Genomic DNA, 15,745 nt, shown 5'->3' on the forward strand with positions numbered 1-15,745 from the left:
CTTAGATTTCGAGTGCTTTAGGTTGCTGGGCAGCGTGCGGGTGCGAACCTTCGGCGTACACTTTCAGCTTCTTGATCATTGCGTAGCCCAGTGGGCCTTTTGGCAGCATGCCCTTGACGGCTTTTTCCAGAGCGCGACCTGGGAAACGCTGTTGCATTTTCAGGAAGTTGGTCTCGTAGATGCCACCTGGGTAGCCCGAGTGACGGTAGTAGGTCTTCTCGGTTGCCTTGGTGCCGGTCACGCGCAGTTTGCCTGCGTTGATGATGACGATGAAATCGCCGGTATCGACGTGAGGGGTGAACTCAGGTTTGTGCTTGCCGCGCAGTCGGAGTGCCACTTCGCTGGCAACACGTCCGAGGACTTTGTCCGTCGCGTCAATCACGAACCAGTCGCGCTGGACTTCATGTCCTTTAGCGGAAAAAGTTTTCATGTGATGACTTTCAAATTAAGAAATACACGCTCATATGGTGGTTCCGCTATTGTTACAGCGGACTCGGCCTTTTTATTTACTTTCCTGAGCGAATGGAAAGCCGACAAGTATAAGCGGCAACGGCCCACCGCGTCAAGCATGGTTTGGCCTGCAGACCGCGAAAACACAGGGTTTGCGCGGTCCATTACAATATGGACAAAGTTTTTTACACGGAGAATGAGCGATGGAATGCAAAGTTAGCTGGAATGGCCCGTCGGGCATGAGTTTCCTGGCCCAGACCGGCTCCGGCCACCTGGTCACCATGGACGGCGCCCCCGACGGCGGCGGCCACAACCTGGCGCCACGCCCGATGGAAATGGTGCTGCTCGGCACCGGCGGCTGCACCGCCTATGACGTGGTGCTGATCCTGAAAAAAGGCCGCGCCGACATCCGCGGCTGCGAATGCGTGCTGAAAGCCGACCGCGCCGACACCGAGCCGAAGGTCTTCACCAAGATCAACTTCCACTTTGTCGTCACCGGCAAGGGCCTGAAGCCGGAAGCGGTGGAACGCGCCATCACCCTGTCGCACGACAAATACTGCTCGGCCTCCATCATGCTGGGCAAGACCGCCGAGATCACCCACTCGTTCGAGATCGTCGAAGTCGACTGATACGCGGCTAGACGACGGACAGAACCGCCGGATCGCCGGCGCACCAGATGTTATCGACGGTATTCCGGGTAATGAGCCAGACGTCGTCCGCCCGTTGCAGCTCGACGTCGTAGCGGTTCTTCATCATGTAGTGGCGCGCGGGATCGCTGCACGGGACGTGCTGGGCTTCCACCAGCGCATCCAGACGCGCCGTGTCGCCGTCGATGGCGACACGCGGATTGGACACCGAGTGCGAGGTATCCAGCGTCGCCAGCGACGCCGTCAGCGCGGCCACAATCATCGCCCTGCCCTCGATCACCGGATAGTCGAACCCGGCCTTGGCTGCGGCGGGACGAAAGTCCGATACGGCGTTTTCCGCCAGCGAAGACGCCAGCAGATCCTGGTCGCGCAGATCGATGCCGGCGGCAAAGCGATACAACGCATCGATGACCGCCAGTTGGTCTGCGGCCGCGTTGATGAGTGTGGATGACATAAGTGACTCCTTAAAAGTTGATGATGGTGGTATCGGCTATGGTTTCGGCGAAGCCGTTGCCGAACAGTGCTGCCGGAGTTTGGAAGCCTGGGCGCTGCTCGCCGGCCAGCACGCGCCGGCCCGCCTCGGCGGCAGCGGTGGCCGTGAAGGTGTAGCCGTTCACCGTATCGAGAACCGAGCGGATCACGGCGCCATCGGCGCTGGTGACCTCGACCACGGCCTGATACCGGTGGGCCAGGCGCTGCTGCTCGCTCGGCCCGTCCGGTAGCGCCGAGAGATCGCCTTGCGGAAAGCCGTCGCCCGTCACATGGACGAAAGTCTCAATCTCCGGAACGCCGGTCGATCGCCATATCGTGATGAGATCGGGCAGCGTCACCTGGAAGCAATCAACGGCGCCCTTGCCAAAGTCGAGTTTCCGAATCGCTCCGGCAGGCCGGGCCACCAGACTGCCGCCAGCGCACGCCAGCGTTTCAGCGGTGACGCTGCCCATCGCGCTGATGGCCGAGCCGCGCGACAGTCCGCCTGAAACATGCAAGGCCACGCGCATGCTGGCTGGATTGCTGGTTCGCGCCACGGTGTGTCCGGCCAGGCAACCAAGCATCGCGACGCTGCCGCCGCTGCCTGGCAGCAGCATCACACCTGCCGCCTTGGCCTCCGCATCGAGCACTTCGGCCAGGCGGTAGCCGTCCAGCTCGGCCGCGACGTCGAGATAATGCACGCCGTTGCGGATGGCGGCTTTCATCAGCACGCGGGCCGTGCCGGCGAAAGGACCGGCACAATTGAGGAGCACGCCGACGTCGGCCAGCGATTGATCGATCGCGGCACTGTCGTCAAGCGCAAAGACGCGATACTCGACGCCGAGGCTGGCGGCAAGCGCTGCCAGCGCCACTTCATCACGTCCTGCGACGATCAGCGGCGTGCCCGCTGTCGCGGCATGTTGCGCCGCCATGCGGCCGGTGTAGCCCGCCGCGCCGTAAATCATTAGTTTCTTCATGTCCGTACCGCCGTTCTTTGTAGAGGAGTCCGGATAATATGGCTGTGGCCGACGGCGCACCCACCGGATCCTCCTCAAAGCTTGCCTATTCCTGCTCGCGCATTGCACGCCCGCAGAGCCTCTGTTAGTGTCTGAAGATGGAACAGCAAATGCAGGAACTGAGGCGACTGGCCTCGCGGGCCGGAAACAACCGCACCGAAACCGGCATCCCGCGTGTCGCAATGGTCCAGGGCGAGATCCCTGAGCACCTGCTATCGGCCGTCTACGATCCGATGATCAACCTGATTTTGACGGGATCGAAGACGATGACGGTGGGCGACCGCACCTTTCACTACGACCCGGCGACCTACTTCGTCATGTCCGTGGATCTGCCGGCAGTGGGCGCGGTCCATCCGGCCGCGACGGGCGAGCCTTACCTTGCCGTCAGCCTGACGCTCGACGCCGCGATTATTGGCGCGCTGATCCGCGACCTGCCAGTCAACATCTGCAGCACATTGTTTGGTTCGGGATTTTCGGTGGCGCCGGTCAATGACGAACTGCTTGACGCCTGGATACGCATGCTGCGGTTGATTGACCGGCCGGACGAAGTGGCAGTGCTCGCACCCGCTTACGAGCGGGAGATATTGTTTCGAGTATTGCAGGGTCCGCTTGGCTGGATGTTACGCGACATCGCATCGCCAGATACGGCGCTGTCGCGCATCAGCGTCGCCATCAACTGGATACGCCGTAACTTCAACGAACAGATCAGGGTGGAGACGCTGGCCGAGATGGCGGCGTTAAGCGTGTCCGCCTTCCACCGCCACTTCAAAGCCGTGACGGCGTTGAGCCCGCTGCAGTACCAGAAGCGCATCCGCCTGCTGCACGCGCGCTCGCAACTGATCGGCGGCCAGGGCAGCGCGACCTCGGTGGCGTTCAGCGTCGGCTACGAAAGCCCGAGCCAGTTCAGCCGGGAATATGCGCGCCTGTTCGGCCTGCCACCATCAAAAGACCTGATGCAAGCCACGCAGGCGCTGAAGGGCACGTAACCGCGGATCAGACGTAGTAGGCGGTGCTGGTCATGACCTTGCCCATCACCGACATCACCGCCTGCACCGGCTTCGGCACGTCGGCGGCGCCGAGGCGCTGGGCGGCGGCGCCGTGTTCGATTTCATCGATGCGCATCTGGTCGACGATGGCGCGCGACTTGGCGTCCTGCGGCGGCAGTTTTTCCAGATGGCTTTCCAGGTGCGATTCCACCTGGCGCTCGGTCTCCACCACGAAGCCCAGGCTGCGCGCATCGCCCAGCACGGCGGCAACCGTGCCCAGCGCGTAGGCGCCGGCGTAGAACAGCGGATTCAGCACGCTGATGTGCGAATTCAGTTCGCCGAGGCGCTGCGCGGTCCACGCCAGGTGATCTTCTTCCTCGCGGCTGGAATGCTCGAACTGTTCGCGGATCGCTTCGGTGCGGGCAAAGCGCGCCTGGGCGTTGTACAGCGCCTGCGCGCACACTTCGCCGACGTGGTTCACACGCATCAGGCCGGCCGCATGGCGGCGCTCCGCTTCGCTCATCTCCGCATCGGCCGCGCGTGCCGCCGGCGTCGGCCGCGACGCCGAAGCGACGCCACTGATGACGCGCAACGCCTTGTCGGCGCCGGCAATGAATCGGTCCAGGGGAGTGTGGTGGTAAGCGGCCATAAACAAACTCGTGTTCTCGATGGAAAATCCCATTATAAGGGAGCACCCCGTTATTTGGCCTCGGCGTCCTCGCGCAGCTGGCGTTGCCGTTCGATGTAGTCGGCCACCGGGCCGCGCACGTCGATTTTGGAGATGTCCTTGGCCACGCCCAGGTTCAGCCCCAGCAGGAAGGGAATGTTCTGCAGCGGCACCTCGGTGCAACACTCGCCGAAGGCTTTCAGGAAGCGTTTCGATTCGACCACCGGCACCACCTTCTCGCCGCTCATGTATTGCAGGATGCTGGTGATGCTGTGGCCCTTGCCGATGGTCTGGTAGATGAAGCGGTTGAAGTCGCGGTCCAGCAGCTTGAAGTCGACCTTTTCCTCGGTCATCAGACCCGACAGGTAATACAGTCCCAGCGCCACGCGAAAGAAACCGGTGGACTCGTCGCGGTCGACGCCCTGCTGCATCACCGCCAGTATTTTTTCCTTCAGTTGAGGATTCATCTTTCTCTCCACGCCTGTGTGCGACTATAGCAAGAGTTTTAACGACCAACTAGCTTGCGCGTCAGAATTTTTGCATGCTACTCTTGAAACTTTTCCACCTGGGGCAAGCACGATGATCGAGGTACGGAGCCTGGCCAAACGCTTTCGCCTGCCCGCGCGCGGCAAAACTTCGACGGCGCTCGATCCGCGCGATCACGACGGCTGGTTCCACGCGGTGCGCGACGTCAGCTTCCGCTGTGCGCCCGGCGAAGTGCTGGGCCTGCTCGGCCCCAACGGCGCCGGCAAGACCACCACGCTGCGCCTGCTCTCGACCGCGCTCAAACCCGACAGCGGCAGCATCCACGCCAACGGCATCGACCTGCTGGCCAACCCGCTGGCGGCGCGCCAGCACATCGGTTTCCTGTCCGGCTCCACCGGCCTCTACGGCCGCCTGACGGCGCGCGAAAACATCGAATACTTCGGCCGCCTGCACGGCATGAGTCCGGCCCACCTGAAGCGCCGCTGCGACGAGCTGTTCGAGCTGCTGCAAATGCATGAGTTCGGCAACAAGCGGGCCGATGCGCTGTCCACCGGCATGAAGCAGAAATGCGCCATCGCCCGCGCCGTGGTGCACGAGCCGCATATCGTCATCCTCGACGAACCGACCACCGGCCTCGACGTCATGTCGGCCAAGATCCTGCTTGATTTTATCGCCAGCTACAAAGCCCTGCGCGTCCCGCTGATTTTCTCCACCCACCACCTGCACGAAGTGGAAAAACTGTGCGACCGCGTCTGCATCATCAACCACGGCAAGACCGCCTTCCACGGCAGCATCAACGAGCTGCGCCATCTCGGCGGCAGCGCCGACCTGTACGACGCCTTTGTCGGCGTCATCCACCAAGGAGGTTGAGCCATGTGGACCATCTACCTCAAGGAATTGCTGGAGCTGGCGCGCGACCGCCGCACCTTTTTCTTCACCGTGTTCATCCCGGTGTTTGCCATGCCGCTGATCTTTGCCGGCTTCGGCGTGCTGTCCACCACGCTGTTCAAGCACGCCAGCACGGCCGACATGGCCTACGCGATCTTCGGCAAGGAACACGCGCCGCAGCTGGCGCAGCGCTTCGCCAGCGAAAAAGGCTTCCATGAGGTGACGCTGCTCAATCCGGGCGAGATCAAGGCCGCCATCGCCAGCGACCGCATCAAGTTCGCGCTGGTCATTCCCGCCGGCCTGGGCCAGCAGATGGAAGCCCAGCAGCAAGGTGTGATCCAGCTGCACTACAACAGCGCCGCCACCGTCGACCTGACGCGCAAGCGGGTGCAGTCGGTGATCGGCAGCCAGAACCGCGAGCTGCGCGAACACGTCCTCTCCGCGCTCAGCCTCAGCAAGCAGCAGCTGGCCTTCGCGCTCGATCCGATCACGCTGGAAGACCATTCCACCGCCGACAAGCGCGAGCAGATGGGCGCGCTGGTGGGCGGCATGCTGCCCTACATCCTGCTGATGGTGTGCCTGATGGCGGCCATGTATCCGGCGATCGACACCGGCGCCGGCGAGAAGGAGCGCGGCACGCTGGAAACCCTGCTGCTGGCGCCGGTGTCGCGCACCGCCATCGTGCTGGCCAAGTTTTTAATGCTGTTCACCATCGGCCTGACTTCGGCACTGCTGATGATCGTCAGCGTGGCGGCGCTGATCCTGTTCTTCGGCGGCTTGATCGGCGGCGACATGGTGCAGATGATGCGCGCCATCGGCCCGCTGGACCTGGCCATGGTGGCGCTGATGCTGGTGCCGACCGCCGCCATCTTTGCCGCCATCCTGCTGTCGATCTCGGTCTACGCCAAGAGCTACAAGGAGGCGGCCGGCCTGATCTCGCCGCTGATCATCGTCACCATCCTGCCGACGCTGGTGGCGCTGCTGCCCGGCGTGGAACTGAACTGGAAATGGTCGATGGTGCCGCTGACCAACGTATCGCTGGCGATGAAGGAACTGGTCAAAGGCACCATGGACTACCGCATGTTCTCCGTGATATTACTGTCCACCACCCTCACCGCCGGACTGCTGCTGGCCCTGTGCCGCTGGTGGTTCAACCGCGAGCAGGTATTGTTCAGGAATTGACCAAGTTGTCTATTCAACCACCAACCAGCGGTTACCGCCTGTTCCGGCTATCCTGCACTCTGGCGCACCATTTTGCCGCCCATCGCAATGGCGCCCCTTCTATGGATCAAATTCAATACAATGCCATCATGTGAAAAGTCTGTGGTCGTGCAGAATCAGGAGTTAGCATGGAATTAAGCATCAGCAACTTGTCGAAAACCTATGCCAACGGCGTGGTGGCGCTCGACAATATCTCGCTCACCATCCCCACCGGGATGTTCGGCTTGCTCGGCCCCAACGGCGCCGGCAAGTCGACGCTGATGCGCACGCTGGCGACCCTGCAGGAATGCGATTCCGGCGCGGTGTTCTTCGGCGACCTCGACGTGCTGGATGAAAAGGACGAAATCCGCCGCCTGCTGGGCTACCTGCCGCAGGACTTCGGCGTCTATCCGAAGGTGACCGCCTACGAGATGCTGGACCACTTCGCCATGCTGAAAGGCCTGAGCAACCGCAACCGCCGGCGCGAGGTGGTCGACGGCCTGCTGCAGCAAACCAATCTGTTCGAGGTGCGCCACCAGCGCCTGGGCGGCTTCTCGGGCGGCATGCGGCAGCGCTTCGGCATCGCCCAGGCGCTGCTGGGCGATCCGAAGCTGATCATCGTCGACGAGCCGACCGCCGGCCTCGACCCGCAGGAGCGGGTGCGCTTCCACAACCTGCTGTCCGACATCGGCGAGGACAAGACCGTGATCCTGTCGACCCACATCGTGTCCGACGTGGCCGACCTGTGCGCCAACATGGCCATCATCAACAAGGGCCATTTGCTGCTGTGCGGACCGACGCAGGAACTGATCCACGAAGTCAGCGACAAGATCTGGGCCCGCTTCATCGACAAGCGCGACCTGCAGTCGTTCCAGCTGCGCCACCCGGTCATCTCGTCGCGGCTGCTGTCCGGCCGCACCCTGATCCACGTGTATAGCGATAACGATCCCGGCGATGGCTTCGAGGAAGCCATCGGCGATCTGGAGGATGTCTACTTCGCCACCATCGCCGGCCGCCACCGCGCCGCGAACACCTGCGATTAAGGGCCGATCATGTTTGCCATCGCCCTCTTTGAAGCGCGCCAGCGCCTCAAGCTGCTGTCGACCTGGGTGTACTTCCTCGGCTTCCTGGCGCTGTCGATGCTGTGGATGGCCGCCGCCGGCGGTTTCTTCAAAGGCGCCTCGATCACCTTCGGCAGCCAGCTGATCGATTCGCCGCGCTCGCTGATGTTCACCACCAGCTTCCTCGGCTCGCTGGGCGTGGTGGTGATCGCCGCCATGATGGGGCGCTCGGTGCAGCAGGACTTCGAGTACGACATGCAGCACTTCTTCTTCAGTGCGCCGATCAAAAAACATCAGTACATCTTCGGCCGCTTCCTCGGCGCCTACCTGACGCTGGCGGTGATCTTCACCAGCATCGTGCTTGGCGCCTGGCTGGGCAGCTTCATCCCCGGCATCGATCCCGAGCGGCTGGCCCATGCGGAAGCGATCGCCTACCTGGTGCCCTACCTGATCGTCATCCTGCCCAACATCTTCATCTTCGGCGCCGTGTTCTTCGTGCTGGCGGCACTGACGCGGCGCATGCTGCCGGTGTACATCTCCAGCGTGGTGATGCTGGTCGGCTACATGGTGGCGCCGGGCCTGGCGCGCGACCTCGACTACAAAACCTTCGCCGCGCTGATCGACCCGTTCGGCACCACCGCCGTCATGCGCCTGACCGAGTACTGGCCCATCATCGAACGCAACACCCGCATGTTCTGGCCGGAAGGCGTGTACCTGCTGAACCGCGTGATCTGGGCCTCGGCCGCGCTGATCGGCCTGCTGATCGGCTACTGGCGCTTTCACTTCATCGCCACCAGCGACAGCGGCCACGGCAAGCGCAGCAGCACAGGCGAAGGCGAAGTGCCGCAGCACCTGTCGCAGACCTCGGTCAGCACGCAGGAAACGCCGGACTTCCAGTCGCGCAGCCTGGGCTGGCTGCTGGTGCGCATGAGCTGGCTCAACCTGCGCGAAACCACCAAGAACATCTACTTCCTGGTGATCGTGCTGGCCGGCGTGCTGATGATGTTCGCCTCGTCGCTGGACCTCGGCTCGATGTACGGCACCAATACCTATCCGGTGACCTACCAGGTGCTGGACGTGGTCAGCGAAACCTTCGCGCTGTTCATGATGGTGATTACCACCTTCTACGCTGGCGAGCTGATCTGGCGCGAACGCGAAGCCAATATGGGCCTGATGCTCGACGCGCTGCCGATCCCGAGCTGGCTGCCGCTGCTGTCCAAGCTGTTCGCGCTGATCGGCCTGCAGGCGCTGCTGATGGTCGTGGTCATGCTGACCGGCATGGCGGTGCAGATCGTCCAGGGCTATTTCCTGCTGGAGCCGGGCCTGTACCTGCACCAGCTGTTCCTGCTGCAGATGCCGGCCTATGCGCTGACAGCGGTGCTTGCAATCGCGCTGCAGGTGATCATCAACCAGCGCTACATCGCCTACTTCGCGATGATCGTCTACTACATCATCAGCGTGACGGCCGGTTCGGTGGGGCTGGACAATCCGATGCTCATCTACGGCAATATTCCGCCCATCGTCTACTCGGCGATGAACGGCTACGGCCACTTCCTGGTGCGCGAGCGCTGGTATGAAGCGTACTGGGGCGGCGCGGCGCTGCTGCTGGTAGTGGCCTCGCTGCTGTTCTGGGCGCGCGGCGCCAACGACGGCTGGCGCCAGCGCCTGCAACTGGCGCGCCACGCGCTGACCATGCCGGTGCTGACCACCATCGCCGTGGGCGTGCTGATCTTCGCCGGCGCCGGCGGCGTGCTGTTCTACAACCAGCACGTGGCCAACTTCTACAAATCCGCGTACCACAAGGAGGCGGAAAAAGCCGACTACGAACGCCAGTACAAGCAGTATGCGCAGCTGCCGCAGCCGCGCATCAACGACGTCCAGCTGAACGTGGATATCTGGCCGGACCAGCGCACGCTGGCCATCAAGGGCCGCTACATCCTGCAGAACCGCGGCACGCAGCCGGTCACCGATATCATCGTTTCGCAGGACAACAACATCGCCCGCTACCAGGTGCGCTTCGACCAGACTGTGCGCAACGGCTTGCAGGACGCCGACCTCGGCTTCTACACCTACAAGCTGAGCAAGCCGCTGGCGCCTGGCGCGCAGCTGGCGATGGAGTTCGACATCCGCTACGCGCCGCAAGGCATCCTCGGCCTGGGCCGCGACACGCCGGTGATCGGCAACGGCACCTTCTTCAACAACGGCGTCATGCCGCACATCGGCTACCAGCAGGACTGGGAACTGAACGACGCCCGCGACCGCCGCAAGCACCAGCTGGCCGCGCGCGAACGCATGCTGCCGCGCGACGATCCGTCCGGCCTGGCCAACAACTTCGCCGGCAACGACGCCGACTGGATCAGGTTCGACGCCACCGTCAGCACCAGCGCCGACCAGACCGCGATCGCGCCGGGTGCGCTGGTCAAGGACTGGATGAGCAAGGGCCGCCGCTACTTCCACTACAAGATGGACCAGCCGATGCTGAACATGTACGCCTTCCAGTCGGCGCGCTACCTGGTCAAGCGCGACTGGTGGCAGGACGTCGGCATCGAGCTGTACTACCATCCGGGCCACGAGTACAACCTGGACCGCATGGACAAGGGCATCAAGGAATCGCTGGACTACTACACGCGCAACTTCGGACCGTACCAGCACAAGCTGGTGCGGATCGTCGAATTCCCGCGCTACGCGCAGTTTGCGCAATCGTATCCGAACACCATTCCGTATTCGGAATCGGTGGGCTTCATCGCCAAGGTCAACGACAAGAATCCGAAGGACATCGACTACCCGTTCTACATCACCGCGCATGAAGTGGCGCACCAGTGGTGGGGCCACCAGCTGGTGGGCGGCAACACGCGCGGCAGCACAGTGCTGAGCGAAACGCTGGCCGAATACTCAGCGCTGATGGTGATGAAGAAAAACTTCGGCGCCAGCAAGATGCGGCGCTTCCTGCACTATGACCTGGACCAGTACCTGCTGGGCCGCGCGCTGGAACGCAAGAAGGAACTGCCGCTGGCGGAGAATGAAAACCAGAACTACATCCAGTACCGCAAGGGCAGCCTGGCGATGTACCAGTTGCAGGACGTGCTGGGCGAAGCCAAGGTCAACAGCGCGCTGAAGGAGTTGCTGGTGCAGTACGGCGGCAAGCCGGGGCCGTATCCAAGCGTGAACGTACTGGTCGATGCGCTGCGCAAGGTCACACCGGCCGACCAGGCCTATCTGATCGACGACCTGTTCAACCACATCGTGCTGTATGAGAATCATGCAGTCTCGGCCACCGCGCGCAAGCTCAGCGATGGCAAGTACGAAGTCAGCTTCGCGGTCAACGCCGCCAAGGTGCGCGCCAGCGAACAGGGCGAGGAAAAGGACGTGCCGCTGAACGACTGGATCGACATCGGCGTCGACGACAAGGAAGGCAACAGCCTGCTGCGCGAGCGCAAGCAGATCAGCCAGAAAGAGAACCGCTACACCGTCATCGTCAACAGCCGCCCGGCCAAGGCTGGCATCGATCCCGACAACAAACTGATCGACCGCAAGCCCGACGACAACATGATCAACATCGAACTGCAAGCCCAATAAACTCCGGGGTCAGGTCCTTCATTTCTACACGAGCTCTGCCTTAAGCGGCGCTTACGGCAGAGCTCGTGTAGAAATGAAGGACCTGACCCCGGATTGTTAGTGCAGTTGCAGGCGCGTGCGTGCGGCGGGTGTTTCGTGCAGCTTGAAGACGGCGACGATGGCGGTCAGCGCATCGGCCTGGTCGTGCAGCGAGGCGGCGGCCGCCGCCGCTTCTTCCACCAGCGCGGCATTTTGCTGCGTTACCTGGTCCATCTGGCCGATCGCCATGTTGACCTGCTCGATGCCGCTGCTCTGCTCCTGCGTGGCCGAGGTGATTTCACCCATGATGTCGGTCACGCGCTGGATGCTCTCCACCACTTCGGTCATCGTCGTGCCGGCTTGCGACACCAGCATGCTGCCGGCGTCCACCTTGTCCAGCGAGTCGTCGATCAGACCCTTGATTTCCTTGGCGGCCGCGGCGCTGCGCTGCGCCAGGTTGCGCACTTCCGACGCCACCACCGCGAAACCACGGCCCTGCTCGCCCGCGCGCGCTGCTTCCACCGCCGCGTTCAAGGCCAGGATGTTGGTCTGGAAGGCGATGCCGTCGATCACGCTGATGATGTCGGCAATCTTGCGCGACGAACCGTTGATCGCTTCCATGGTGTTCACCACTTCCGACACCACGCCGCCGCCCCGCTGCGCCACTTCCGACGCCTTCACCGCCAGCTGATTGGCCTGGCGCGCATTGTCGGCATTCTGCTTGACGGTCGCGGTCAGTTCTTCCATCGACGAGGCCGTCTCTTCCAGGCTGGACGCCTGCTCTTCGGTGCGGCCCGACAAATCCAGGTTGCCGGCGGCGATCTGGTTCGACGCCGTGGCGATGTTTTCCGTGCCGTTGCGTACTTCGGTGACGATGCTGATCAGGCCATCATTCATTTTCTGCAGCGATTGCAGCAGGCGGCCGGTTTCGTCCATGCTGGTCACTTCGATATGCGAGGTCAGGTCGCGATGCGCCACCGCTTCGGCGATCTCCACCGCCTGGCCCAGCGGGCCGGTGATGCCGCGCGTCAGGCGCCATGCATAGGCCACGCCCAATACCAGCACCAGCAAACCCAGTACGATCATGAAGGTGCGGTTGCTGACATACAGGCTCTCGATCTGCAACGCCTGGCTGTCGATGCTTGTGCGCTGGTGGTCGAGCAGGCCGCCCAGCGAGCCGAGGTAGGCTTTGCCGGCCGGGATGAAGCGCTGGTTCAGTTCCTCCGCCGCCTCATCCAGCTTGCCGTCTTTTTTCAGCGCCACGATCTTGTCGCGCGACGCCACGTACAGCTTGCGGTTGGCCGTCATGTCCTTGTACATGGCCTTTTCGTCGTCACCTTCCAACAACGGTTCGACCTTCTGCTGCAGGCTGTTGATTTCAGCGGTGGACTGCTTGGTGTCTTCCGCAAAGAACGGACCCAGCGACGGGTCGGTGCTCTTCGAAATGGCCGTGGTGCGGCGCACGCTGGTGTGGATCAAACGATACCAGTCCGAAATCATGCGCTCCTTCGCCAGCGGCTGCTGCATCATGTCGCGCGTGGCGGTGGCCACCGTATGCATGTGGCGGATGCCGATCACCGTCATCAGGATCATCAACGCCAATACCAAACCAAAGCCCGCGGCCAGGCGCGTGCCAATTTTGAAGTTTTTCATGAGTACCGTGCTCTCAAAAGCAATGTTGAGAAAGAAACAAGCGTTGCTGCTATTGAAACGCTATCCGGGCGGAAGACCAACAATTGCCCAAAAGAATCAATAGTTTAGCACGGCAACAAGTTTACTGCTCGCGAATGACTAGGCAGTGACAGAAAGCGAGCTGACGATGCCCATCGTGAAGGAATTCGAGATGACGGTGCCGGCCAGATTCGGATTGGTTTTCAGCAGATCGGCCCAGTTGGCGGCGGCCTGTTCGGACATGGCGCCACCGACGCTGCCGGTGCCGGAATACACGCCGGAACCGGTGGCGCTGCTCGACAGCGTGGAGACGATGCCCTGGTCCTGCGCCAGCTGTGCGGCGTTGGTGGTGTCGGTATTGCTGCCCTCCACCGGCGTGGTCACCGGCTCTTCCACCGTGCCTGCCTGCGTCAGGCTGTTCATCAGGCCGCCCGGTGTGTACACCGTTGCCCCGGTCGAACCGCCCAGCGACGCCACCACCGCCGATTGCGCCGACAGGCTGACCGCCTGCGACGACAAGGCCGACGTCGCTGCCGTGGTCGATTGGCCGACGGTAGGCACATACGGCTGGAAGGCAGTATTGGAGGTGACGGTGTTGAGGGAGACGGTCATGATGGCTTCAATATAGTTGCTTGCAGCGCCTAACGCAAGCGCAAAAAAGCCGGGCGGCTTGGAGGCGCCCGGCTTTTATCGCGATGACAATCAGATTTTGTTGGCGTCGTGATCACGTTTGGCGGTGTCGACATGACGCTCGACTTTATCCTCCTGGCGCGCCACTTGCGTTGCGTGCTTGTCCACGCTGCGGTGGGCGATGACCTTCTGGTCATGCTTGATTTCCTGCTTCTGTTGCTGGACCGCCTGCTGCTCGTTGCGGCGCGCCTGGTCGAGCTGCGCGGCGCCGGCGATGTCGCCTTTCTTCAGTTCGACGTGCTCGGCGTGGGCCAAGGCCCTGGTTTCCTGCTTCTCGGCGTGCAGCTGCTGCTTGCCTGCGGCCACTTCGCCTTTCTTCACCGCGATCACGGCGTTGTCGTGTTTGATCTCGCGGGTGTCCTGATGAATTTGTTTGCTGTCCTGGCGGATCTGCGCATTGTCTTGCTGGACCTGGGCCACGGGATTTTGCGCGAAGGCGGCTACGCTCATCATGGACATCAGGCCGGCGGTAATCATCAGGGATTTGGTTTTCATGGCTGTGTTCCTTTGCTGTGGGTTGGCAGACCGCTGTGCATCAGCGTTCTTGAGCATTCAACGCGCCCACCGAACGCCAGGACGACCATACTTCCGTAAGAAAAGTTACCAGTTGTATCCTTGAGCGATCGCAGCTCCGATCTCGGCGGCAGATCGTCCGGCAACTTGAGATCCCAAGCCAGCCCGCAGCAGCGCATCATGCACAGCATCCACCAGCCGGGATCCCACTCCCCTGACTTCAGGCCCAGCCGTGCCGACCCGGGATAAGCATGGTGATTGTTGTGCCAGCACTCGCCCATGGTCAGCAACGAGGTCAGGCGGATATTGCGGCCCTGGACAGCAGCGCCGCGCACCTCATAGTGCATCGCGCCGTGGTTGTGCGCGAAGTAGCCGACCAGCCAGTGGCCGAACACGCCGGCAGTCACGCGCGCGCACGTGCCGAAGATGACGAAAGGCCAGCCGCCCAGACAAAACAGCAGCAGCGCAACGGGCACTTGCTGCAGCATCCAGGTGCGTTCCAGGAAGCGGTAGAACCTGTCTTCCGCGATGTGCGGCTCGATGCTGATCACCGGTTCGTTGGCGAGATGCAGATTGCAGTTCAGTTGCCACCAGGCGTCGAGCCACATCGAACGGCCATGGCGCAGGTAGTCGTGGCAGTCCGGCAAGCGCTGCGCGTAGTCGCGCAACTCGTGCTGGCGCAGCAGGCCCAGCGGACCGGCCAGGCCGACCTGTACGCCCAGATACACCAGCACATATTCCAGCCACTTCGGACATTGGAAACTATTGTGTATCAGCTTGCGGTGGCTGCCCAGCGAGTGCCCGAACAGCAGCACGGTGGCGGTCGCCAGCAGGAAGACGGCGAACGCGGTCCAGCTGAAGGTCAGCCAGCCGCCGATCAAGGCGGTGCCCGCCATGCCGAGAAACCACAACGACTTCAGCGGTGCATAGCGCACTTCGCCGACAACCACGTCCGAGGGCGCTGCGGCCCGAACACGATGCTGCTCCATATGAAGCCTCCTTGCGGTGTGTGCTGCTCAGGGTGTTTTCTTTTTCTTGCTCAGTACGCGCGACTCGCGTTTCAATGGACGGCCCACCGGACAAACTTCCAGCGCATAGCCGGTCAGTGTGTTGACCAGGCTGTCGCCGTTCAGCTTGTAGAGCACGAACTGTCCCTTGCGCTCGCTGCTGACCAGTCCGGCGTTTTCCAATATCGACAGATGGCGCGAAATCGCCGGTGCGCTCATTTCAAAGCGCGCCGCTAGGTCGGAAGTCGATAACTCCACCTCCAACAAATACGCCAGGATCTGCCGCCTTGGCTTGGATGCCAGCGCCTCGAATACCTTATCCAGTTCCATTGATTTACTTATTAACGAATAAGTTAATATTTAAATCCAAATCAAACGCCATGTCAATACAACGTAAA

16 protein-coding genes are annotated in these 15,745 nt (G+C 62.2%); 6 read left to right on the forward strand and 10 right to left on the reverse strand.

Features of this window, described 5'->3' with window-relative positions; genetic code table 11:
- Position 1: 1 nt before the first annotated feature.
- Complete coding sequence (gene rplM / locus GJ698_RS05940; protein WP_056157909.1) at positions 2-430, reverse strand: 50S ribosomal protein L13; 429 nt, start codon at positions 428-430, stop codon at positions 2-4.
- Between the two features lie 223 nt (positions 431-653).
- Here rplM and GJ698_RS05945 point away from each other — a divergent pair, with 223 nt between their 5' ends.
- Positions 654-1,079, forward strand: a complete 426-nt coding sequence (locus GJ698_RS05945; RefSeq protein WP_154356682.1) for an OsmC family protein — start codon at positions 654-656, stop codon at positions 1,077-1,079.
- Between the two features lie 7 nt (positions 1,080-1,086).
- On the opposite strand, the gene GJ698_RS05950 is transcribed toward GJ698_RS05945, so the two are convergent.
- Positions 1,087-1,551 carry a nuclear transport factor 2 family protein gene (locus GJ698_RS05950; RefSeq protein ID WP_154356683.1) on the reverse strand — a complete coding sequence of 155 codons (465 nt, stop codon included), beginning with the start codon at positions 1,549-1,551 and terminating at the stop codon, positions 1,087-1,089.
- A 10-nt stretch (positions 1,552-1,561) separates the two neighbouring features.
- Positions 1,562-2,545 (reverse strand): saccharopine dehydrogenase NADP-binding domain-containing protein, encoded by a 984-nt coding sequence (locus GJ698_RS05955; protein WP_154356684.1) that lies wholly within the window; start codon positions 2,543-2,545, stop codon positions 1,562-1,564.
- Between the two features lie 149 nt (positions 2,546-2,694).
- Here GJ698_RS05955 and GJ698_RS05960 point away from each other — a divergent pair, with 149 nt between their 5' ends.
- Positions 2,695-3,570, forward strand: coding sequence for an AraC family transcriptional regulator (locus GJ698_RS05960; RefSeq protein WP_208023778.1), 876 nt, complete (start codon positions 2,695-2,697; stop codon positions 3,568-3,570).
- Positions 3,571-3,577: 7 nt separating this feature from the next.
- On the opposite strand, the gene coq7 is transcribed toward GJ698_RS05960, so the two are convergent.
- Both coq7 and GJ698_RS05970 read right to left on the reverse strand, forming a co-directional pair.
- Positions 3,578-4,219 (reverse strand): 2-polyprenyl-3-methyl-6-methoxy-1,4-benzoquinone monooxygenase, encoded by a 642-nt coding sequence (gene coq7 / locus GJ698_RS05965; protein WP_154356686.1) that lies wholly within the window; start codon positions 4,217-4,219, stop codon positions 3,578-3,580.
- A gap of 50 nt (positions 4,220-4,269) precedes the next feature.
- The gene (locus tag GJ698_RS05970) at positions 4,270-4,704 is read right to left on the reverse strand and encodes a hypothetical protein (RefSeq protein WP_154356687.1); all 435 of its coding nucleotides are present in this window, start codon (positions 4,702-4,704) and stop codon (positions 4,270-4,272) included.
- A gap of 112 nt (positions 4,705-4,816) precedes the next feature.
- Here GJ698_RS05970 and GJ698_RS05975 point away from each other — a divergent pair, with 112 nt between their 5' ends.
- The 4 genes from GJ698_RS05975 to GJ698_RS05990 all read left to right on the forward strand — a co-directional run bounded on the left by GJ698_RS05975 (position 4,817) and on the right by GJ698_RS05990 (position 11,448).
- Positions 4,817-5,593: an ABC transporter ATP-binding protein gene (locus tag GJ698_RS05975; protein ID WP_154356688.1), complete on the forward strand. Its 777-nt coding sequence runs from the start codon at positions 4,817-4,819 to the stop codon at positions 5,591-5,593.
- Positions 5,594-5,596: 3 nt separating this feature from the next.
- Complete coding sequence (locus tag GJ698_RS05980; RefSeq protein ID WP_154356689.1) at positions 5,597-6,793, forward strand: ABC transporter permease; 1,197 nt, start codon at positions 5,597-5,599, stop codon at positions 6,791-6,793.
- 167 nt (positions 6,794-6,960) lie between these two features.
- Positions 6,961-7,854: an ABC transporter ATP-binding protein gene (locus tag GJ698_RS05985; protein WP_154356690.1), complete on the forward strand. Its 894-nt coding sequence runs from the start codon at positions 6,961-6,963 to the stop codon at positions 7,852-7,854.
- Positions 7,855-7,863: 9 nt separating this feature from the next.
- Positions 7,864-11,448, forward strand: a complete 3,585-nt coding sequence (locus GJ698_RS05990; protein ID WP_154356691.1) for a M1 family aminopeptidase — start codon at positions 7,864-7,866, stop codon at positions 11,446-11,448.
- A 96-nt stretch (positions 11,449-11,544) separates the two neighbouring features.
- On the opposite strand, the gene GJ698_RS05995 is transcribed toward GJ698_RS05990, so the two are convergent.
- From GJ698_RS05995 to GJ698_RS06015, 5 genes are all read right to left on the reverse strand, one after another.
- Positions 11,545-13,119, reverse strand: coding sequence for a methyl-accepting chemotaxis protein (locus GJ698_RS05995; RefSeq protein ID WP_154356692.1), 1,575 nt, complete (start codon positions 13,117-13,119; stop codon positions 11,545-11,547).
- 138 nt (positions 13,120-13,257) lie between these two features.
- Positions 13,258-13,749, reverse strand: coding sequence for a hypothetical protein (locus tag GJ698_RS06000; protein WP_154356693.1), 492 nt, complete (start codon positions 13,747-13,749; stop codon positions 13,258-13,260).
- Positions 13,750-13,839: 90 nt separating this feature from the next.
- On the reverse strand, positions 13,840-14,322 hold the full coding sequence (locus GJ698_RS06005) for a hypothetical protein (protein WP_154356694.1): 483 nt from the start codon (positions 14,320-14,322) through the stop codon (positions 13,840-13,842).
- Positions 14,319-15,329 (reverse strand): acyl-CoA desaturase, encoded by a 1,011-nt coding sequence (locus tag GJ698_RS06010; protein ID WP_154356695.1) that lies wholly within the window; start codon positions 15,327-15,329, stop codon positions 14,319-14,321. Before GJ698_RS06010 ends, GJ698_RS06005 begins: the two co-directional genes overlap by 4 nt.
- A gap of 27 nt (positions 15,330-15,356) precedes the next feature.
- Complete coding sequence (locus GJ698_RS06015; protein ID WP_154356696.1) at positions 15,357-15,677, reverse strand: metalloregulator ArsR/SmtB family transcription factor; 321 nt, start codon at positions 15,675-15,677, stop codon at positions 15,357-15,359.
- Positions 15,678-15,745: the final 68 nt, after the last annotated feature.

The organism is Duganella aquatilis, assembly GCF_009674565.1.
Taxonomy (GTDB): domain Bacteria; phylum Pseudomonadota; class Gammaproteobacteria; order Burkholderiales; family Burkholderiaceae_D; genus Rugamonas; species Rugamonas aquatilis.